14 protein-coding genes are annotated in these 20,904 nt (G+C 45.3%); 7 read left to right on the top strand and 7 right to left on the bottom strand.

Going from position 1 to position 20,904, the window contains the following annotated elements; translation table 11 throughout:
- The first annotated feature begins 184 nt into the window (after positions 1-184).
- The 4 genes from H9629_RS00230 (at position 185) to H9629_RS00215 (ending at position 1,825) form a co-directional block, all read left to right on the top strand.
- Positions 185-646 (top strand): DUF2147 domain-containing protein, encoded by a 462-nt coding sequence (locus H9629_RS00230; RefSeq protein WP_064094937.1) that lies wholly within the window; start codon positions 185-187, stop codon positions 644-646.
- A gap of 146 nt (positions 647-792) precedes the next feature.
- The gene (locus H9629_RS00225) at positions 793-1,122 is read left to right on the top strand and encodes a hypothetical protein (protein ID WP_191730322.1); all 330 of its coding nucleotides are present in this window, start codon (positions 793-795) and stop codon (positions 1,120-1,122) included.
- A gap of 20 nt (positions 1,123-1,142) precedes the next feature.
- Positions 1,143-1,472, top strand: a complete 330-nt coding sequence (locus tag H9629_RS00220; protein WP_064094939.1) for a chaperone modulator CbpM — start codon at positions 1,143-1,145, stop codon at positions 1,470-1,472.
- Between the two features lie 86 nt (positions 1,473-1,558).
- Positions 1,559-1,825, top strand: coding sequence for a YdcH family protein (locus H9629_RS00215; RefSeq protein WP_064094940.1), 267 nt, complete (start codon positions 1,559-1,561; stop codon positions 1,823-1,825).
- Positions 1,826-1,939: 114 nt separating this feature from the next.
- On the opposite strand, the gene H9629_RS00210 is transcribed toward H9629_RS00215, so the two are convergent.
- The 6 genes from H9629_RS00210 to H9629_RS00185 all read right to left on the bottom strand — a co-directional run bounded on the left by H9629_RS00210 (position 1,940) and on the right by H9629_RS00185 (position 16,628).
- Positions 1,940-3,172 (bottom strand): magnesium transporter CorA family protein, encoded by a 1,233-nt coding sequence (locus H9629_RS00210; RefSeq protein WP_191730321.1) that lies wholly within the window; start codon positions 3,170-3,172, stop codon positions 1,940-1,942.
- Between the two features lie 264 nt (positions 3,173-3,436).
- Entirely contained in the window at positions 3,437-5,524 is a 2,088-nt protein-coding gene (gene pnp, locus H9629_RS00205; RefSeq protein WP_171254907.1) for a polyribonucleotide nucleotidyltransferase, read from the bottom strand.
- A gap of 249 nt (positions 5,525-5,773) precedes the next feature.
- The gene (gene rpsO / locus H9629_RS00200; protein ID WP_004637724.1) at positions 5,774-6,043 is read right to left on the bottom strand and encodes a 30S ribosomal protein S15; all 270 of its coding nucleotides are present in this window, start codon (positions 6,041-6,043) and stop codon (positions 5,774-5,776) included.
- A gap of 910 nt (positions 6,044-6,953) precedes the next feature.
- Positions 6,954-8,678, bottom strand: a complete 1,725-nt coding sequence (gene recD / locus H9629_RS00195; RefSeq protein ID WP_225215686.1) for an exodeoxyribonuclease V subunit alpha — start codon at positions 8,676-8,678, stop codon at positions 6,954-6,956.
- Between the two features lie 116 nt (positions 8,679-8,794).
- Positions 8,795-12,919, bottom strand: coding sequence for a UvrD-helicase domain-containing protein (locus H9629_RS00190; RefSeq protein WP_191730320.1), 4,125 nt, complete (start codon positions 12,917-12,919; stop codon positions 8,795-8,797).
- A gap of 4 nt (positions 12,920-12,923) precedes the next feature.
- A complete protein-coding gene (locus tag H9629_RS00185; protein WP_191730319.1) occupies positions 12,924-16,628 on the bottom strand; it encodes an exodeoxyribonuclease V subunit gamma in 3,705 nt (1,234 codons plus the stop codon).
- A 177-nt stretch (positions 16,629-16,805) separates the two neighbouring features.
- On the opposite strand from H9629_RS00185, the gene H9629_RS00180 reads away from it, so the two are divergent.
- A complete protein-coding gene (locus tag H9629_RS00180) occupies positions 16,806-17,306 on the top strand; it encodes a hypothetical protein (RefSeq protein ID WP_064094946.1) in 501 nt (166 codons plus the stop codon).
- Positions 17,307-17,359: 53 nt separating this feature from the next.
- Here the strand turns inward: H9629_RS00180 and pap are convergent, their stop codons facing one another.
- Complete coding sequence (gene pap, locus H9629_RS00175; RefSeq protein ID WP_081406322.1) at positions 17,360-18,778, bottom strand: polyphosphate:AMP phosphotransferase; 1,419 nt, start codon at positions 18,776-18,778, stop codon at positions 17,360-17,362.
- Between the two features lie 207 nt (positions 18,779-18,985).
- On the opposite strand from pap, the gene H9629_RS00170 reads away from it, so the two are divergent.
- Together H9629_RS00170 and ubiE are read left to right on the top strand one after the other, a co-directional pair.
- A complete protein-coding gene (locus H9629_RS00170; protein WP_064094948.1) occupies positions 18,986-19,690 on the top strand; it encodes an FFLEELY motif protein in 705 nt (234 codons plus the stop codon).
- Positions 19,691-19,950: 260 nt separating this feature from the next.
- Complete coding sequence (gene ubiE, locus H9629_RS00165; protein WP_064094949.1) at positions 19,951-20,895, top strand: bifunctional demethylmenaquinone methyltransferase/2-methoxy-6-polyprenyl-1,4-benzoquinol methylase UbiE; 945 nt, start codon at positions 19,951-19,953, stop codon at positions 20,893-20,895.
- Positions 20,896-20,904: the final 9 nt, after the last annotated feature.

Raw genomic sequence — 20,904 nt, 5'->3', positions numbered from 1 at the left:
ATCTCACCCCAGACCTCTACTTAAATTGCGATATTATTCACATCAATAAAAGCCTAACATTTCTCATTTTCAGAAAATTTAAGAGAAAATAATCACATTTTATTTTCTTGATTTAATTACACTTTTAAAATAAATTAGAGCAATAATTCTAAAACGAATAGATTATCTTACCAACAGGCATGTTATGAAGAAATTATTGAATACTCTAGTAATGGGGATGAGTTTGGCCGTAGTTTCAAGTTTGGCCTTTGCCTATGAAGATCCGCTAGTGGGTAAATGGAAAACCATTGATGATCAATCTGGCTATTCCCGTGCAGATGTAGAAATTCGCAAGAAAGCGGATGGTAGCTATGAAGGAATTATTGTTGAAACACGCAGCCTGCCAGGTGCAGAAAAAATGGGGATCTGCCATAAGTGTCCAGGTCAGCTCAAGAACAAGCCTTTCCTAGGTTTGCCATTTATCTGGGATTTTAAAGCAGATCCAAAAAAACCGCGTGAATACCATGATGGCAAAGTGCTCGATCCGATCAGCGGCAAAGTATACAAAGGTAAAGCACGCTTAAGCACGAATGGTAAACGTCTGACCTTACGTGGTTACGTCGGCGTATCAGTGATCGGACGCAGTGTAACCTGGGTAAAATATTAATTTAAAATATAGATTTTAAAGCCCCTGTTTTCAGGGGCTTTTTACTTTGTCATGATTTGAAACAAGAAGGTACAAATAAAAACTGTTTCCTAGGGCGGAAAATTATAATAATGGATTGAAGACGGTTATTTTTTATTCATGTATATATGATGATCAATCTTCAGCCTCGTTCAACATCAATTCTGCCTTTCGGGCTGTTATGTCATCCTCATTTGGTGCCACCTGTTCATCGCAGCTTTGTCAATATACGTGCCCTGCTGATCGAATATAAAACTATAAAAACAGGTTCAGCCTCCATCCTTTTGTATTTAGATGCTACTGAAGCAGATTTGGTCAGAGAGGCCGCATCATTGCATGCTCCCGTATATTCTCTCTGCATTTATGATCAGCTGAATCATCATGCCAAATATGCAGATCAGGAAAAAGATGGTGCTTTATACCAGCACCGTAATTTTCCTTTCATTTTGCATAGTTAGGCGGTTTAAGGAGTAGATCCATGACTACGATTCAATACCAAGAAAGTTTTTCACACGGTTATATTCCATCGGAAATTGTGGATGATCGTTCATTTGACCTGGCTCACTTTGCCGAAGCATGCGGACAAAGCCCGGAATGGGTCATGCAACTGATTGAATATGGAATATTGCCGGACCGTTCCAAAACCCAGCACAGTATCTTCCTGGGTGAAGATATCTCACGCGCACAACGCGCCTACCGTCTGCAACGCGATTTCGATGCTTCGTTTACTGCAGTTGCCATGATGCTGGATTTGATCGATGAAGTGCAAGAGTTACGCCGTGAGGTTAAACATTTGCAACTCAAGTAAATCCTCTAATGCTCTGTCTATCTGCATGCTTTTGCGGTAGCTCAGAGCTATCTATTTAATTTTAAAATGAGAGTATTAGAGTTACTATGAAAACCAAAGATTGTAATAAGAAAATCAAATATATGTTCCCCGAATATCGCGATTTAATTGTCCAGCTTCGGGAGGAAGATCCACACTTTGCTAAGTTATTTGAGGAGCATAGTGAACTGGACAAGCAAATCACTCAGCTGGAACTGGATCCAGTAAATCAGATCAATAGTGATATTGAACTGATTAAGCGTAAGAAGTTAAAAATAAAAGATGAAATATATAAAATACTGACGCAAACGGCTGAGGCAGGAAACTTGTCTTAAGTAGGAGCCAGGCAAGCCAAGCTAGGATCATTCTGCACATTGTGCGTAACGTTTGAATCCGCTTGGCTATGCTTAAAAATGTTATCTTTGTATATAAAAAAGATATCACTGTTTTTATTTTAATTTGGTCAGTTTTTCGACTTTTTCTACGGTTTTTTTGACAGACTGCCTGATGGGCTTATAGTCCAGCAACCAGAGCAGGTTGATGTGTTGATCTTTATTTTGCTGTGCTAACAGATCAATCACGCTTTTCTCGCCCAAACCCACCAAGTGTCTGCGATAAAAATAATAAATTAATAATATGGTCGTAATACCCATGACGATTAGCATCATCCAAAATCCGGTGGGAGATTTCAAACCTGGAATAAACTCAAAATTCATCCCATAAATACCGGTTAACAAGCTCAAAGGTGCGAAGATGGCCGTGATAATGGCCAATATACGCATGTTTTCATTGGTTTGGTTGGCGATTGCAGAAAAATGTAAATCTATAGTAGCTTGGATCGAAGCACGCAGACGAACAATATGTTTCTGAATTCGCTCCACATGACTGATCAAATCATTGATACGGACTAGCAATATATCCAGTCGTTCAGACTTTTTCTTACCTTTCGCATGTGGGTAATTATCTATAATTTCATCCCTGAATTCTTGTAGAGTATCAATCTGCTCTTCACATAAATCTTCAACCTGCTGAAACGAGATGCTTTCTTGTAATAACTGATCCCATTTCTTAAATCGGCGACGCCCTTGCAATAATTCTTGCTGCCAGAATCCAACCCGTCGGGTCAGCGGTACACGCAAATCCAGATAACCATCCACCATGCTGTTTAGTAGGCGCAAGGACAAATCAAAAGGTGAAGCTGGAAGTTTACGTGACTTATTCTGTTCCCTGTTAGAATGAATAAAATTTAGCTCAATCCGGGAAATATAGTTTTGTAGGACTTTATTTCCTTGTTCACGTACCGTAACCAGAACTTGCGGCGTGATAATAAAACTGACAGGTGTGGTAGCCAGACCAAACATTTGTTCATGCTGTTCATCTGTCGTCCCTATCTCATCATCCGGAGTAATGAGCTTACGGAAAATCAGCAAGTTATAATCATCCATCGTATCAAATGAACAGGGATGCTCTAAATTTAAAATATCTTTTACATGAAATTCATTTAAAGACATATGAGCATGTTGATATATTTCTTTTTGCCAAGTTTCTACACGATTTACAACATCTATGCGGGTGCAATCAATCCAGATAAATTCAAGTTGAGTTTCAGCATCTGTAATGCGTTCTTTTTGTACAGAAAGATAATGATCTGAAAGACGCTGATAAAAATAATAAATTTTCATTAAAACTATTCTCTATTCACTATTTTAATTGCTCTATGACTGAATAGAAACTTAAGCCACTTTATCTATCAGCCTTAAAATTATGAGTCGGGCTGAAACCTTAAGCAATCACATAATGCTTTTATTTATAAGTCTTCATGACTACGCAGCTTAAAATAAGGTACAAAAAAGCCCTGTACCTGCCAAAGCAATCACCTTGGCAAAGTACAGGGCTTTTACTGATCTTTTACTCACATGGACTCAGCCATGTGAATGTGCAATCAATTATGCTTGTTCGATGTCTTTCATAGTCAGTTTAATACGACCACGGTTATCAACATCCGCAACCTGTACTTTCACATCCTGACCTTCTTTTAAAACATCTGCCACATTCGCAATACGCTCGTTCGAGATTTGAGAAATGTGAAGTAAACCGTCCGTACCTGGAAGGATGTTTACAAACGCACCAAATTCTACGATACGAATGACTTTACCTGCATAGATGGTACCTGGCTCAACTTCAGCAGTAAGTGCCTGGATTTTTGCAATTGCCGCTTGCGCAGCCGCTTTAGTTTCACCAAATACACGAACTGTACCGTTATCTTCGATATCGATTGCCGCTTTGGTTTCTTCAGTAATCGCACGAATGGTCGCGCCGCCTTTACCGATCACATCACGGATTTTATCCGGATTGATGTTGATTACCTGGAATGTCGGTGCGTGCATCGAAATTTCAGGACGCGCACGTGAAATCACCTGGTTCATCTCATTCAGGATGTGCATACGACCCGCATAAGCCTGGTTCAATGCAGATTCCATGATCTCTTCAGTGATGCCTTCGATCTTGATGTCCATTTGTAGCGCAGTAATACCGTTTGCAGAACCAGCTACTTTAAAGTCCATATCGCCCAAGTGATCTTCATCACCCAAGATGTCAGAAAGCACTGCGAAACGCTCGCCTTCTTTCACAAGACCCATCGCGATACCCGCAACTGGTGCTTTTAGTGGAACACCTGCATCCATTAACGATAATGAAGCACCACATACAGACGCCATTGAAGACGAACCGTTTGACTCTGTGATGTCAGAAACGATACGGATCACGTACGGGAAGCGGTCAGCCGCAGGAAGTACAGCTTGAACACCACGACGTGCCAGACGACCGTGACCGATTTCACGACGCTTAGGACCAGATTCACGACCAGTTTCACCTACAGAGTATGCAGGGAAGTTGTAGTGCAACATGAAGTTGTCAGTTTTGGTACCTGCAAGGGTATCAACCATCAGTGCATCACGAGTATTACCCAAAGTTGTTGTTACCAACGCCTGAGTTTCACCACGTGTGAACAATGCAGAACCGTGTGCACGATCTAGAACACCCACTTGTACGTCAATTGCACGAACAGTTTTGGTATCACGACCATCAATACGTGGCTTACCAGACAGGATATTGTCACGTACGGTACGGTATTTAAGATCTTCGAATAATTCGTTAACTTCATCAGCAATGCCAGTTTCGTCATTTTCAGGAACGAATTGAGCCAATGCTTCTTCTTGAAGTGCATCAAGTGCTGCATAACGTTCATGCTTAACTGCAATGGTGTATGCTTCAGAAATTTTCGCTTCGAATGCTTCTTTCAATTTGCCAAGAAGTTCTTCATTTTTAACCGGAGCAACCCAAGTTGACTCAGTTGCACCCGCAGCGGCAGCAAATTCTTTGATCGCCTGGATCGCGATTTGCATTTCGTCATGACCAAACAATACAGCGCCCAGCATCTGGTCTTCTGAAAGCTCTTTCGCTTCAGATTCAACCATCAACACTGCAGATTCTGTACCGGCAACCACAAGATCAAGATCAGACTCTTTGAGTTGTTCAAGGTTCGGGTTCAGAATGTATTCGCCGTTGATCAAACCAACGCGTGCGCCACCGATTGGACCACGGAATGGTGTACCAGCGATAGACAATGCAGCAGATGTACCTAACATTGCAGCAATGTCAGCATCCATCGTTTTGTCAGAAGAAATAACGGTTGCGGTTACTTGAATTTCGTTGAAATAACCTTCCGGGAACAACGGACGGATTGGACGGTCAATCAGACGTGAAATTAAAGTCTCAGCTTCAGACTGACGGCCTTCACGCTTGCCATAACCACCCGGGATACGACCAGCAGCATATTGCTTTTCTTGATAGTTTACAGTCAATGGGAAGAAGTCTTGACCTGCTTTTGCTTTAGGCTGTGCAACAACTGCTACAAGCACCTGTACACCACCCATGGTGATTACAACACTGTTTGCCTGACGGGCCACACGACCTGTTTCTAAAGTTACAGTGTGCTGACCGAATTGAAATTCTTTACGAACAATATTAAACATCGACATGTTTTATTTTTTCCTAATTTTATTCTAGTGGAGACCCCTAAGGTTTGGCATTCACGACCAACTGGACGAATAAATGACAAAGCTTAGAAGCCGACCTCACCAGATTAAATACTATTTTTAAACACAAAGAAGGAGCGAAATATTCGCCCCTTCCACAGACCTAGCCATAAGCCAAGCCAACTTTAGTTTTCAGCAATACAGCACAAAGCATGCAATAAACCCGAAAATAAAGTTTAAATCGAATTAACGACGTAAACCTAAAGCACCGATCAAAGCTACATAACGACCGTGGTCTTTACCATTTAGGTAGTCAAGAAGCTTACGACGTTGGTTAACCATACGGATCAAACCGCGACGGCTATGGTGGTCGTGTTTGTGCTCTTTAAAGTGACCTTGTAAGTCATTGATTTGAGCAGTTAAAAGAGCTACTTGAACTTCTGGTGAACCAGTGTCGTTTTCAGCGCGAGCAAATTTAGCAATGATCTCTGCGCGATCTGCGTTAGTTAAAGCCATTCGATTTCTCCGAGATGCTTATATATTTTGATAAAAATCAAAGTAATGAGAATTCAAAACCTTGACTGCCGTGCATCACTACAGCAAGTTGCATATTTTAAGGGAAAATGCGTCAAATTGCAAAAAGAGATCCATACTTTCGCATAGTTTTGGTCGCTCATTTTCTGGGTGCTGATCCGTTAAGCTCCGGTTCATGAAGTATTTATATACTGCAGTATGATTAAGGGAAAAATGATGAAATGAATGTGACTGAAATTTTTCTGTAAAGCTCAAGCGTGATGTAATTTACCCGCATCGTCAGCCTGCTCCGAAAAAATGAATAAAAAAAAGCCCGAGTAAACTCGGGCTTTTTGGCGCTGTAGTTCTTTCTCTTATCATTATTATTTATTGTATTGTTATATAGCGTTTTACGCTTATTATTATTTTCAAACATCCTGTTGAAAATTCATCTTCCGTGTATGGTAGATTTTGCCACACTCTCTCCAGACACATAGAGGTATTTAGCGCATCTCGGTGTAAGCCATTGCGTACAATTTCTCGCCTGAAAGTTGCACAATGTTACATTAATCTCGTTTTATTTAACTTTAGTTACCTAAATCTACTCAATAAATTATATAAATTAGGTTAAGGAATTAAGATAATAATCTAACAACTTAGAAGTTAAAAAATAACAGGATATAAAAAAGCCTTGTAGTCTCTCCCAAAACTACAAGGCTTAGCGGCTGTAAGTTTCCTCTTTTACTTACTTCACTGTAAGTTCGCTGTCTACCGACATTATTATTATCATTATGCGATTATGCTCAACTTTCCATGTTGAGTTATTTTGTAGGACCAATCTTCTCAAATACTGAGTAAAAGCTCTATGCGTCAATTTCCTGAATCCTTGTAAGCTTTTACCTACACGATTTGATTATTTTTTGCCAACCAAATTACTAGATTGTTCAATAATTTTCTGACTCAAACCACTTTTTCTTATGCTTCTAACACATAGTGCTTGTGTAAAAGCGTCATAATCCACCAATAAACTGACCACCTTTTTAGCTCGAGTAATTGCGGTATAAATCAACTCTTTGCTCAATAAGTTTTTTGCATATTGATCCAGTACCACTGCGGTATGGGCAAACTCTGAACCTTGAGATTTGTGAATGGTCAGCGCAAAAGCAGTTTCAATGCTTTTAGGTAAACGGGTGGCTAATACCCATTTTTCCAGACTCGGAAAATACACTTCAAACTGACGCTGACCAGACTGTTCACGTAAAAAACAGATGCCAATATCACCATTGGACAGCCCCAACTGATAGTCGTTATACCCCATCATCACGGGTCGTCCGACATACCAGTCGCCCTGTTTCAACTGACCTTGGGCTGCCAGAAAACGTTGCTCAATCTGCAAATTGATCTTGAGCAGACCCAGATCACCAGAACGGATTGCAGTTAAAATCCGGTAATGATCAAAAGTTTTGACTACCTGTTGTACATACTGCTCAAAATCAGCTGAGTTTTCTTCTGTTTTTATGGCCTGTACATAAGCCTGATAACCATACATAAGCTGGTCATAATACTGATTCAAGTTATGCGCGGTCTGTTCGGCGCCAGCGAGCAGGTATTGCAACTGCAACTGGTCGATCTCAACCTGATCCAAATCGATCGCCTGTAACTCACTGGCTGCCACAATCTGCTGCTCAAATTTCTGTAGTACTGCTGAAGGCTCATGACTCTGCTGGATAAACTCTGCCATTGCCCCAATCCTGGCTCCAGCCGCAAAACGTCGCGTGGTGATTAAATTGACCCGGTTATCCTCCAGAGTCGTCACTTGCTGTAAATCTGCCAGTACCGTTCCGACATCCACAGAGGCCAGCTGGTCTGCATCACCGAGTAAAATCAGCCGTGCATGAGACGGTACGGCGGCCAGCAACATCTGGGACAGATTCAAATCCAGCATTGAGGCTTCATCGACCACGATCACATCATAGGGCAAAGGCTGTTTGGCATGAAAGCGTGGCTGTCCGCGAGTACCCAGACCTAGTAAGCGATGCAGGGTCACTGGTTGTAACTGTTTTAATGCTTCTAGCTCAAACTGTTGTAACGCTTCACTGTGCAAGGCTTTTTGCAGTGCTTCTTTCATTCGCTGCGCGGCCTTTCCGGTAGGTGCTGCCATAGCGATCCGTATATGCGGCAAGGCTTCATACAGCACAGCAATAATATGCGCCAAGGTATAGGTTTTACCTGTTCCAGGCCCACCGGTAATAATATTCAGCGCCTGCTGCGCAACCATTTCCAGTGCCAGTTTCTGCTGTGGATCTGAGAGAAGATTGCGATTATGCTCGCTTAAATTCACCGGAGTCACCGTTTGTGACTTGATCCGTACCAACTGTGTAGCCACTGCCTGTTCCAGTTGCCAGTAGCGGTACAGATATAAATGCTGATCTGCACAAATAAATGGTGCAATTCCTGCACTCTGCTGATGGCGGTCTAGAACCAGATTATGCAGTAAGGCAACCTGCTGAGGATTAACTTCGATACAGCTATCTCCCGCCTGCATCGCTTCCAGCAGTTGCTCGATCAATAATTTTGCTGCCGGATCAAATGCAGCTGTACTGAATGGAGGCTGACACAGATAGTCAATCCAGGCCATTAAATCGGAATGTTGCTGTGACACGTGATTCTGCTCATTTTCCACACAGTTATCCTCAAAGTTATCCACAGGATAATTTCATGTTTAATCTATACATATTTTATAAAATCGCAAAATCATGCTGATTTTTTCTGCTCACAATAGCCCAATATTTGATCCAGTCTTTCTATGAATTCAGAGTCCGGTTGCCAATGATAGGCTCCTTGCTGCGCCTGTCCATTCATCCCGCGCAAATACAGATAGGTTGCGCCGCCCAAGTGCTGCTGAATCGAATAAGTCTGCATATTGGCACTCAAGTACCGATGCAGCGCCACCAAATACAAAGCAGCCTGCAACCAGTAACTGGACTGGCTCATATTCTGCTGAATCGCCTCAGCACTATAGTGCTGCTGATCCGGCCCGAGGAAGTTACTTTTATAATCGGCAATATGGTAGCGCTGACCATCGAAATACACCAGATCGATGGAACCGGTCAGATATCGCGCCGATTTGGCCTCATTAAAATCGCTCATGACCATGTCATGTTCGAGAAAAAGCTGATGGATTTGCCGAATCTGCAAAGGGGCATCGGTCAAGGACAGATAAAAAGGAAATTCTGACAGATACTGTTTAGCCTCCAGCTGTGCCAAGGCAAAATCTGTCTGGATCGGAGTGGCCAGAATGTCATGTACCCAGTCATGCATCAGATTCAGCAAAATATCTTCTGTGATCTCGTCCAGCAATCCCTCAAAAGCAGTCTGGAAAATACTGTCCACATTCAGCGATTCAGTGCTTGCAGAGCGTGTGAGCTGGGCCACTTCCTGTTCAAAAAACTGGATAAAGGAGTCATCCTCCAGCCCATCAAAATACACCCTAAACTGACCTAAAAATTCCAGCAGAGCTGAACGCTTGAGCTGTTGTGCCGAGTGAAACAGCTGCTGCCATTGCTGGCGATAAGCTTCACTTTGATCATGCAGGCGAATTCCGGTCAATAACTTATAGTTCAGGCTGGACAATACGCGCTGCATACTATGACGCAATTCCTCGGCTTTGAAATCTGCCTGAGCTGTGGCCTGAAACAGGGTTCGCAGATTCACCACAGCGGCCTGATAATGAGGGAAAAAGGCCTGTTCCAGTACACTACGTATATGAAAAGCCTGTTCAAATTTTTCTTTCAGTTCCTGCCAGATTTGCGGTGCGGTATTTTTAAAACGGCGCCGGATTTCCAGATTCCAGTAACTGCTGTCCTGAAAATCAATATGTTCAAAAATGCTGTGCAAGAAAGTTCCGGCTACGGTGCCTTTAGGAAAATTCAGCCTAATCCAGTTTAAGGGTACGGCTGCTGGCTGTTCTTCCAGACCAGTAAAATGAATTTCATCGGCAGCACTATCGAGCTGTTCAGAAGCCATGACCAGGTCATCCTGCAAGATATGTCCATGTAGCTGATGCTGTGACAAGGCAGTAAAACTGGTTTTGGTTCGCGGATAAAACTGCCGCTCTGGCAAAGGTTGCGCCCGCATGTCAATCTGATGATGGTTCGACTGCTCCACCAGACGCGGTGGTTCCTGAGACAGGGACGGCTCGACCAGACTTAAAGCATGTTGAAACAGTTGATCTCCCTGACCACGCCAGAAGGCCAGCCCGGAATCGGACTGTGCGTTCTGGTCCTGCAGCATGGCATATACCCGGTGACTGGCACGGGTCAGCGCCACATACCAAAGCCGGTGGTTTTCGGCAGCATTACGCGCTGCATTCTGCAGAATCGCCTGCTCATGTAAATTCTTGTGATTGACTGCAATCACCCGGGATTGTTCCAGAATGTTGTCCTGTTCAGGCGCAGACAGGGAAAAATTCAGGTTGCCTTTATTCACATCAAAAGCAGCATCTGCTCCCAATAAAAACACCACTTTAAATTCCAGCCCTTTGGAGGCATGAATGGTCATCAGCTGCACCCCATGATCCCCAGACAGCTTGCGTTCTTTTTCGCTGTCCTTGCCTGAAGGTGACTGAAGCTGGCGCAAATACCAGTGATAGAGTTTTTGCGCCCCCTGATAATATTCACTCTGCTGGCTCAGCATCTCGGTCAGATGGCGCAGATTAACCACTACCCGCTCATTGTCCAGACTTTGACTGGCCACCAGATTGGTCCAGACCTGAAACAGGTTCAGTGCATAATTCCATGCGGTCAAAAAGCCTTTCTCAAACCACATTTCCCGAATGATATCCAGATCCGCAATATAGCGACTGAGGCCTTCACTCTGCTCCTGTAATTCGATCAGTTTTTTCAGATTGAAGCCCAGCAGACGGGTCAGTAAAGCCCGCTTGACCTTGGCCTCATTGAAAGGATCCATGATCGCCGTCAATACTGCTGCGACATCCTGAGCGATTGGACTGGCAAACACGCTCTGTTTGGATTCTTTATAGCAGGGAATGCCCATACGCTGCAGACGCTGCTTCACCTGTTCCAGAGCAAAATGTCCAAACCCCAGTACGGCAATATCATCTGCGCTCAGGCTTTGCTGATGCTCTTGCTGCTGAAAGTACAGTTGTTGCTGGGCAGACTGATTCAGCAATGCACGGATTTTCCAGGCCACCTGATCTGCTTCCAGATCCGATTCACCTAGCTGAATCCATCGTAAGGGCTGCGGGTTGATCCTGCCCATATCGACCAGATCTGGATGTGGGCGACTACCCGCCTGAATCCGGGTGTACTGCACCTGTTCGCCAAAATCCATTTGCCGCTGGAACAGCGCATCAACCACTTCTACGAGCGGTTTGACTGAACGATGGTTCTGCATCAGGGTATATTCACGACCCTGCTTGTGACGTACGTCAGCGTGTGCCTTGTTATAAGTCAGCATGTCGCCGCCACGGAAACCGTAAATTGCCTGTTTCGGATCGCCGACCATAATCATGCAGCCGGACTGCACCCGGTTGGCATCACGCCAGATCTTGGCCAGCAGATCATCCTGATCCTGATTGGTGTCCTGAAATTCATCGACCAGAATCAGCGGATAACGTGCCTGCACAAACTGGGCAAAACGCTGTCCCTGCTGGCCTTGCAATGCTTCCGCCAATGTACGGATTTGCTGGGAAAAAGTGGTTTCACCCTGCTGCTGCAAGGTTTGCGGCAAACGGGTCTGCACACTTTGAATAATATGAAATTCCAGATGGGTCGTAAGCTGTTGCAGCTGCTCATCCAGATACTGTTTGACCTCGCACAGCGCATCAATTGCCACGATCAGACCATGTTGCAAAATCAGCTGCTGCTCTGCATCCGGACAGCTTTTGTTAAAGACCTGAGTGGTCGGCTGGAAATCGGTTTTCTTGCGGCGCAAATGGCACAGATTCAGTATAATCGGCTGTAATTCAGCATCAAAGAAACTCATGCCCCCCTGATTTTGCAGGGCTGCGCTCCAGGTCATAAAGTTTTCACAAATTTCGGTTAACTTGGTCAAAAAACTCTTGTGAAAATACTTCGGACTTTCCTGACAATAACGCCGCATGACGGCAAGATCATGCTCCTGAATATTCACTAATTGACTGATGCAGGCTTCCAATTTGTTCAGGTCACATTCAGCCGGTTCGATCTTGCGGAAATGCTGCTTGCTGAAATTCAGTGCATCACGTACCAGCCCGGTATAATGCTCCACCGGTTTCAGCAGATTCTGAACATACAGATGATTGACCATATATTGCGGCTGTTGCTGAATCCAGTCACGCAGTACATCATGAATCAGCTGCTGGATATACAGATCCTGATCTTCGGTCAGTTCTGCACGTTCAATCTTGCCACTTTCAAAGGCAAATTCACGTAACAGTTTCTGGCTAAAGCTGTCCAGGGTGCCGACAAACAGTTCATCCAACTGGTTCAGCACCAGACGTAAACGGCGACGGGCATAATCCAGCCGTGAACCATAATCTTTCAGTACCTGCTGAAATAAGGGATCGGTTTCATTCTGGATTTTTGCTGTGATTTCAACTGAATTGAGCTGCTGATGATGCTGGATATAAGCTAGGGTTTCCTCAACCCGGAGCCGTACCCGGTTTTTCAGTTCAGCCGTGGCCTTACGGGTAAATGTCGTCGCAATCACCTGATGCGGATAATACTGATCCAGAAAAATCCGCACCATCAGACTGGAGAGCGTATAGGTCTTGCCGGTTCCTGCGGAGGCTTCAATCCAGTGCAGGCCACGGAATTTCATGTCCTGAATCGGATTGGTGGAAATGGCTTTTTGCATCTGCTGCTTTAATAAAGTCATACGGCTATTTCACCCACTCCAGATGTTGATGAATCGGCGCATACAGGCCATGGGCAAAATCATGGCAGCAATTTTGCAAGGCCAGATCCGGATCCTGATCCTGCAAAATAAATTGCCAGTCCTGATGCAGCAGACTGGATTCATCCGAAGCCAAAGGTTTGGCACTCTCATAGCTGTTGTTCCAGGCCTTTAGCAATTCCGGCATTTCCACAATGGTCATCTTGCCCTGTTCATTCTCGGCCCACTGCCACTCTTTTTTCATTAGTAATTCTGCCGGCAAGACCAGCGGCTGCTGTTGACCAATTTCCCAGGCCTTTAACCAGAGCTGCAAATACTCATGTGCCTTGCTCGAACTCAAGCCAGAAAACTTCAGGGTTTTATTACTAAAAATGACAATGCGCTCCAGTTCTGGTGAGCGTGCATCATCATTTAAGTAAGCCAGCCACAACAGATACTCCAGCCAGATCTGGGCACGGCGTTTTTCCGAGGCCGAAGAGGATTGCATACTCAGCCAGTAGCTGCTGTGTGGAACCTGAGGTACGTTTATATGAATGATCAGTTCAGGACTGAACTGCAGGGATTGTTGGGTGACTGGCGTCAGTTCTTTGCCCAACTGTAGCAAACGTTCTTGTAACAGCTGCTGTTCCTGCTGGCTGCCCAGCCAGGTGGCTTGCTGGGTTTTGCCCACCGGCAAACGGTCCAACATCAGATTTGGCTCAATCTCCTGCTCTTGTTGCAACAGGAAATCCCGTACCTGATACTGTTCTAGCTTGTTCAATAATAAGGGTTCCCGGGAACTCGGCAAATCGGCAAATCGAATTGTGGAAACCCCGACACTTTTCAGGAATAGACGTGCAGGGAAAATCATATCGCGGATCCATTCATCACCTTTGAGTACCCGGATTTCTTTTTGTTCTAGTGCCGGATAATGTGCATTAATCCAACTGCTGCGTTTGCCTTCGGCACTACGGATATACTCTGCTACCGCAAACCACTGATCCTGATAACGTGGTGTCTGCATATCTGTAAATCCGGCCGGATCAAAAGGCTGCAAGGGATGTACATGATAAAGCTGTTGGATATGTTGAGCCACGGACAGACCATGCATATCCACCATCGGATCGACTTCGGCATCCGGCTGTTCAGACTGGCAGATCAGCGCGAGATGCTGAACCAGTTCCTGCAAGGCAGTGGATGGATCGCGAGCTTCACCATCCTCCAGATCAAAGCCATTATAGAACAGCCATAGATTTTCCTGTGCCAGCAGCAAGGCATCCAGAAAAGCGCCCTGCTCGTCATCCAGACGGGAACGGTCACCAAGTTGCGGCTTCAGGCTGCGCATCAGGTCAAACGGAACCTGTTGATTGCGGCTCGGAAATTTACCGCTATCCAGATTCAGCATCACCACCAGTTTATAAGGCAATGGTCGGATCTGGCCAATCTGGCTAAAAGTAATCTGTCCGGTCGGTTCGGCCTGATCCAGCTGCATCTCCAGGGTATTCTGAATTTCTTCCAGCACATAAGGCAGAGGCAGACTGAGTGCCACTAGCTCTTGACTGGCATGCGGATCATCTTGGTCATGATAATCGGCCAGGGTCAGCATCCGCATTTGCTTGTCGATAATTTCGGCAACGGTTTTGAGTGATTCTACCCCGGCATCACGGAACTCGTTCAGATCGGCACGCAGATATTCCAGCCAGGTTTTGACTGGCGTACGTTGTCCAGTTTCATGCAAAGTCAGCCAGTCACGGCGCTGTACCAGATCCTGATAAATCCGGATCAGGGTCGAAATCAGCGGAAAATCACTAGTCAGAACCTTGGCATAACTCAAGGTATCCTGAAACAGGGTATGTTCAGGAATCGCCAGCCCCAACGCCAGACGGTCCAGCGCGAATTTAAAACTAAACCGGTAATCTTCATCGCCTGCGCTGAGGCTTTGCTGTAAATGCTGCTGGTCCAGTCCACGCTTGAAACCGGCATCTGTCAGCAACTGCAACATCCGTTCTACCTGACTATAGTCCAGACCATAATACTGCTGGGTGGCATTCAGGCTGAGCCAGTCGGCAAAGTCCTCAATACTGAAACGGCGCCGTACCCACTGAATCCGGCCCAGTACCGCGCGCCAGGCATTGCTGACATCCAGACGTGATACCCCGGCAATCTGGATCGGTAAATACAGGTTATCTTTCTGCAGGCGTTTGCTGCCAGTCTCGCGCTCACGCGGTGGCGGGGCAAAAACACTGCGAATTGCCGGTTCCAGTTCTTTCAGACTTGGCGTCAGCACCAGAATATCACTGGGCTGACGCGGCGCGTCATTCGTATCTTGAGCCAGCCAGTGAATTAGCTGTTCTTTGAGGACTTCTAGCTGACGTAATGAAGAATGACAGACATGAATCTGTACTGAATCATCGTCAGGGCTTAAAGCATATTGATGCTGTTGGGGTTCCAATAAATACAGGATATCCGACTGGATTTTGGCCAGCAGCCTGTCCTGATATTCATCGACAAAGACATCGGCCCAGAGACCCTCTTCCCCCGAAGACAGTTTAGAGAGTAGAGAAAAATGATCCCGTGCCTGCTTGCCGAATCGGGTCAGAAGCGGATGCCGCGATTCCCGGTCTTCGGCATTAAAATTCAGTTGCTTGATCCTGAAGTCTTTTATTTCCGCATCATTTGGTTTACGTTGACGGGTTTTTTCAAAACGCTGAATAAAGCGCTCTTCGCGCTGCAAATCAAATCTGGCTTTCCAGTCAGGATCGACACTGTCCGCCCAGTATTCCTGCGAGGGGTTGAAGTGAAAAATATAGATATCAATGTATTGCCCCAGACGACGTAAAAAATCCAGCTGGCTCGGTGGTAGTTCCAGCAGGCTAAATACCACAATCTGGGCCGGCAGGCGTTTTAGAGCCTGGGCGCGGGTTTCTGCATTCTCCAGCCGCTCCCAATACAGGCGTTCAATCTCCAGGATTTTGGCATAATCATCTTGAAATACATGCTGCCACAACCAGCGTTGCCAAGCTTCCAGTTCACGTGCCTGAATCTTGACAAAATCCGCCACCTGCATCTCATGACCATTTTCATCTTTGGGGCTATAGAGCATCTGTTCGATATCAAGCGCAATATCCTGCCCCCAGGCCTCGAGCCAGTTGGTCGGGCAGCTACAGTGTTTTGGAGGACAGTTACGCGCGCAATAACCGCGATAATCCATATAATGGCTGAACAAACGCGATACCTGCTCGGCTACCCAGTACAGCATGCTCTGTTTTTTCAGCTGCTTCTCTGTACCCTGCTCCAGCCGATCAGCACTGTCATAAATCCGTTTGATAATAGAATACAGCGGATGATCCATGTCTAAGGAAATCTGTTCGGGCAGAATATATTTACGTAGCGCCTGAAATACCCGCCATTTGATGATAATGCGCGGAATATTGGCTTCGCGCACCTGTTCCACCTCTTTGGGTGCATTCAATACCCACTGATAGGAAGCCCATTGAAAGGCGCGAATCCGGTGATGAAACTGGGTATTGGCACTAATGCCTTTTTTCTCGGCAATTTTCTGGGTCAGCCAGCTTTCTACTGCCGGAGACGGCACAATAAAGTGCCGGGTCTGTAACACTTCAAACGGATTTCGGGCAGTCTGGTTGACAATATGCAGCATACTATCCAAAAGTACATCAATACGTTGACTCTGAATAACATGGATGGCCATTGGTTCCCCTGAACTGCTGAATGTGGTTTTTACTACAAAACGATAAAGATTATTTACTATACATCCCGAGCGCGCTATGACACCTTAAAACCACACTTCAGTCGAAAAATTTCTTTGAAAAAAGCATCTTAAAGATGCTTGAATGGAAAAAAACAACATAGAGCTTAGGTAGTGCCCATGAAATTAGATAAAATTCCTGAACGTCTCGACGCGAACCTGGATCTGGAAAAAATCCGCGACGAATGCCTGGAACTCACCAAAAAACGCGCCTACTATTCTGCCGGTGCCGCTGTTATTCCGGTACCTTTTATGGACGTGGTCATTGATGTCGGTATCTTGTCGCAATTAATTCCCGAGATCAATGCCCGCTTTGGCTTGGCCCCTGACCAGATCAGTGTTTACGATCCAAAAACCCGTCAGATCCACTGGCAGGAGCTGCGTAAACGTGGCGTAGAGTTTTCTGGTCTGGTGGTCGCACGGACGGCAGTTAAAAAATCTTTGAACAATGTTGCAGCGAAAGTGCTGATAAAGCAAGTCACAAAATTCATTCCGCTAGGGGGTCAACTGGTTGCTGCAAGTCTGGGTTATTTTGTCATGAAAAAAATTGCCGATGCCCATGTGCAAGACTGCTATCGCACGGCCAAAAGTATCCAGCAAAAACAGGTAGCACAGGCTTAATCCTGCGCAAGCTGAATATTTTAGACAATTGCTTTCCTTTACTTCAGGCAGATTTATTCTGCCTGAAGCTGTTTTAAAATGACCTTTAACACTTCGACCCGTGCGGTATTTTTATCATCGGTGGCAATAATATGCCAAGGCGCATAATCGGTTGAGGTACGTTCAAACACGTCCGCTGCTGCTTTTAGATAATCATCCCAACGTGCCCGGTTTCGCCAGTCTTCGTCGGTAATTTTAAAACGTTTATGCGGTGTTTCTTCACGTGCCTTGAAACGTACTGCCTGTTCATCTTTGGAGATCGCCAACCAGATTTTTACGATAACGGTTTGATGCTTGACCAGGCTCTGCTCAAAACGGTTAATTTCTCCATAGGCACGCTGCCATTCTGCCGCACTGATCAGCCTCTCGACCCGCTCGACCAGGACCCGCCCGTACCAGGAACGGTCAAAAATACAGATGTCATCATCGGTTTGCAGTTTGGTCCAGAAGCGCCATAAATAGGGATGGCTATGTTCATATGTTTCTGGTGCCGAAATACTGTAAATTTCATATTCACGCGGATCAAGTTTCTTGACAATGCGCTTGATGGCTCCCCCCTTCCCCGCAGCATCCATGCCTTCAAACAGAATTACCACATTACGCGGATCGGAACGCATGGCTTGGGCAACCTTAGCGCTTAACTTTTTCAGTTCCGGTTTATATTCTTCTGGTGCAGCCCGCGTATTGGCAGGATGTTTCAACTGCTCGGGAATCTTGGCCTGTTTCCATTTCCCGCTGGCTCTGACTCGATGTTCGGGACAGTTTTCCATCGCATTCAGAACGTACTGGGCAAATTGCTGGTCGCGCCATTTTTCATTTTTGCTGTCAATAACAAACCAGTCCTCAGTAAAGCGCTGCCGCAAACGCTGCAAGTTCTCGTACTGTTTTCTGTTCCGCCAGTCTACCCCCTGCATTTGATGCCAGTGGGTTTCACTTGGGTCCATGGCCTTCAAACGTTTTTGCAGGTCCTTCCATGACAGATTGAACCAGACCTTGACTACATCCACATGGTTATTTTTCAGATCCTGCTCAAAGTCCTGCATTTCTTTCAGGTATTCATTAAACTGTGCTTCATTAATTGGGTCAGATACCCGCATTGCACTGTTAAGTAAATCGGTATACCAGTTGCCAAACAGCACGACGATCTGCCCTTCGGCTGGAATAAATTGCGCATAAGGCTGCCAGAACACCTGTTTGGGACTGACCGCTTGTGGTTCATCGGCCTTCACCCTCAGATAACGTGGATCGACCCATTCACGCAACTGTTTGACCGCTTCGCCCTTGCCAGCCAACTCGATACCATTGACCAGAATAAGCAGACTTTTAGCATTTTTCTGGCCGCGCGTTTTTCTTAAATCGTATTGGGCATCAATTAGCTCGGCCGATAACTGATCTTCATCCATTAACTGGAATTGTGGTTGTTCCATCTGTATCTTCAACCTTTATCTTTTATTCTTGTTGCAGTATAGCGAGGAGCTTTGGGCCAAAAATAGCGTTGGCAACGTTTTTCACACGATTAGATTGCCTGTTTAAACAACAAATTGACATTCAAATAAGTAATCATTGACCAATTTGTCATAGCGAGATTGAGCCACACCCTCTAAGATTCTGACATCGCAAAAATCATATTTGAAAAATTCATGTCCAAACTTGCCCGATTAGATGAACTTTTAGAACAATATTATCAGCTCAAGTATCACACTCAGCCTGAAATTTTAAGCCGTTTACAGGATGTACAGGCATGGCAGAAAGCACGAATGCAGCGTACCCATCAGCAGCATTTTTCTGAAAAAAACAATCAGCTGATGGCAGAATATTTCCTGAACCGGCTTTATGGTGGCTCAGACTTTGATGCACTGGCTGAACAGATTGCACGGCTGATGAAATATGCACACAAGGCAGAAAAAATTATTCCAGAAAATGCAATTAAAACTGGAACTTCAGGCGTAGAACTGGCGATCCTGGCGGTGCAGCTGGACGAACAGGTCGCGATTCAGCTGCTAAAGGATTACCCAGCCCACACAGCATTAACTGATGAAATGATGCGCCTGACCTACCTGAAACTGGATCAGGGTGAAGCACGCTTAAAACAGCTGGCTCTACTGGACCAGCTAGGGGTCAGCCTGGATAAATATATGCGTTCTTTTGTGGTCTATACTGCCTTTAAAATGTGTAAAAGCGCGGCCAACAAGTATCATTTTCAGGTGATGTATGAGTTTATGCAGGACGGATTTCAGGCTATGAAACCGTTAAAGTCGGCAGAAAAATTTGTAACCGATTTTACTGCAATCGAACGCGGTATCATTGACAAGGTACATTCAGGCGATCCATTACCCTTCCAATAATAGCTTCTTTGCTGATCTACAATGGATGCTATTCACCGTCCTGTCTGATCCTGATATTTTCAGGTTTTTGTGGCAGGACAGCGCAAGTGACAAATCATATGAATTATTCGATCACTGGCCATGAAGATTTCCGCCCACATTCCTATTTTTCTGTATATTATTCATAACAATTGCATCATGACTGCTGAATAACATCCAAGAATCTGTCATTATGCAGACAATGCAAGATTAACCCGATTGATATGTTAGGAGTGACTCCAATGTCAAATGAAAATACAACGCCTACCCCTACACCCGAGTCGGCACAACAGACAGACAAAGTGAGCCCATTCTTAACCACTCCGCTTCCACAAGGTGCTCCACAAGGTCAGCAACAATCTCTAGAACAACGCCTGACCGATACGCCTGTGACGGGCACTATCCCTAAATATAACCTGCCACGCGGTGCCAATACCGGCAATGTCGGAACTACCACGCATTTTGGCTACCAGACCGTAAACAGCGATGAAAAAGCCCAGAAAGTGGCTGAAGTGTTCCATTCGGTCGCCAGCAAATATGACATCATGAATGACCTGATGTCTTTTGGTATTCACCGCCTATGGAAACGTTTTGCGATTAACATGTCAGGTGTGCGCCGTGGCCAGCATGTGCTGGATATCGCAGGGGGTACGGGTGACCTGGCAAAAGTATTTAGCCGTGAAGTCGGCCCAACCGGTCATGTGGTGTTATCTGACATCAACGAATCAATGCTCAATGTTGGTCGTGACCGTCTGATCGATGCAGGTTGCACCAATGTCGACTTCGTCCTGGCCAATGCTGAAACTTTAGAACCGTTCGCCGACAACAGCTTTGACCTGGTGACGATTTCTTTTGGCCTGCGTAACGTAACAGATAAAGATGCGGCACTGGCTGCAATGTACCGTGTGCTTAAGCCAGGCGGCCGTTTGCTAATTCTGGAATTTTCTAAACCGGTGTTTGAACCATTTTCGAAACTGTATGACCTGTATTCGTTCACCGCGCTACCAATCATGGGTAAAATCATTGCCAATGATTCAGAAAGCTATAAATATCTGGCTGAATCGATCCGTATGCATCCAGATCAGCGCACCCTGAAAGGCATGATGGAAAATGCCGGCTTCCAGAACTGTGACTACCACAACCTGACTGGTGGTATTGTTGCCGTTCACCGTGGCTTCAAGCTTTAAGGGCCTTAG

It is taken from the genome of Acinetobacter pecorum, from assembly GCF_014837015.1.
Classification (GTDB): domain Bacteria; phylum Pseudomonadota; class Gammaproteobacteria; order Pseudomonadales; family Moraxellaceae; genus Acinetobacter; species Acinetobacter pecorum.
Note: the sequence above shows the minus strand (reverse complement) of the source record. Positions and strands in the feature narration are given on the sequence as shown.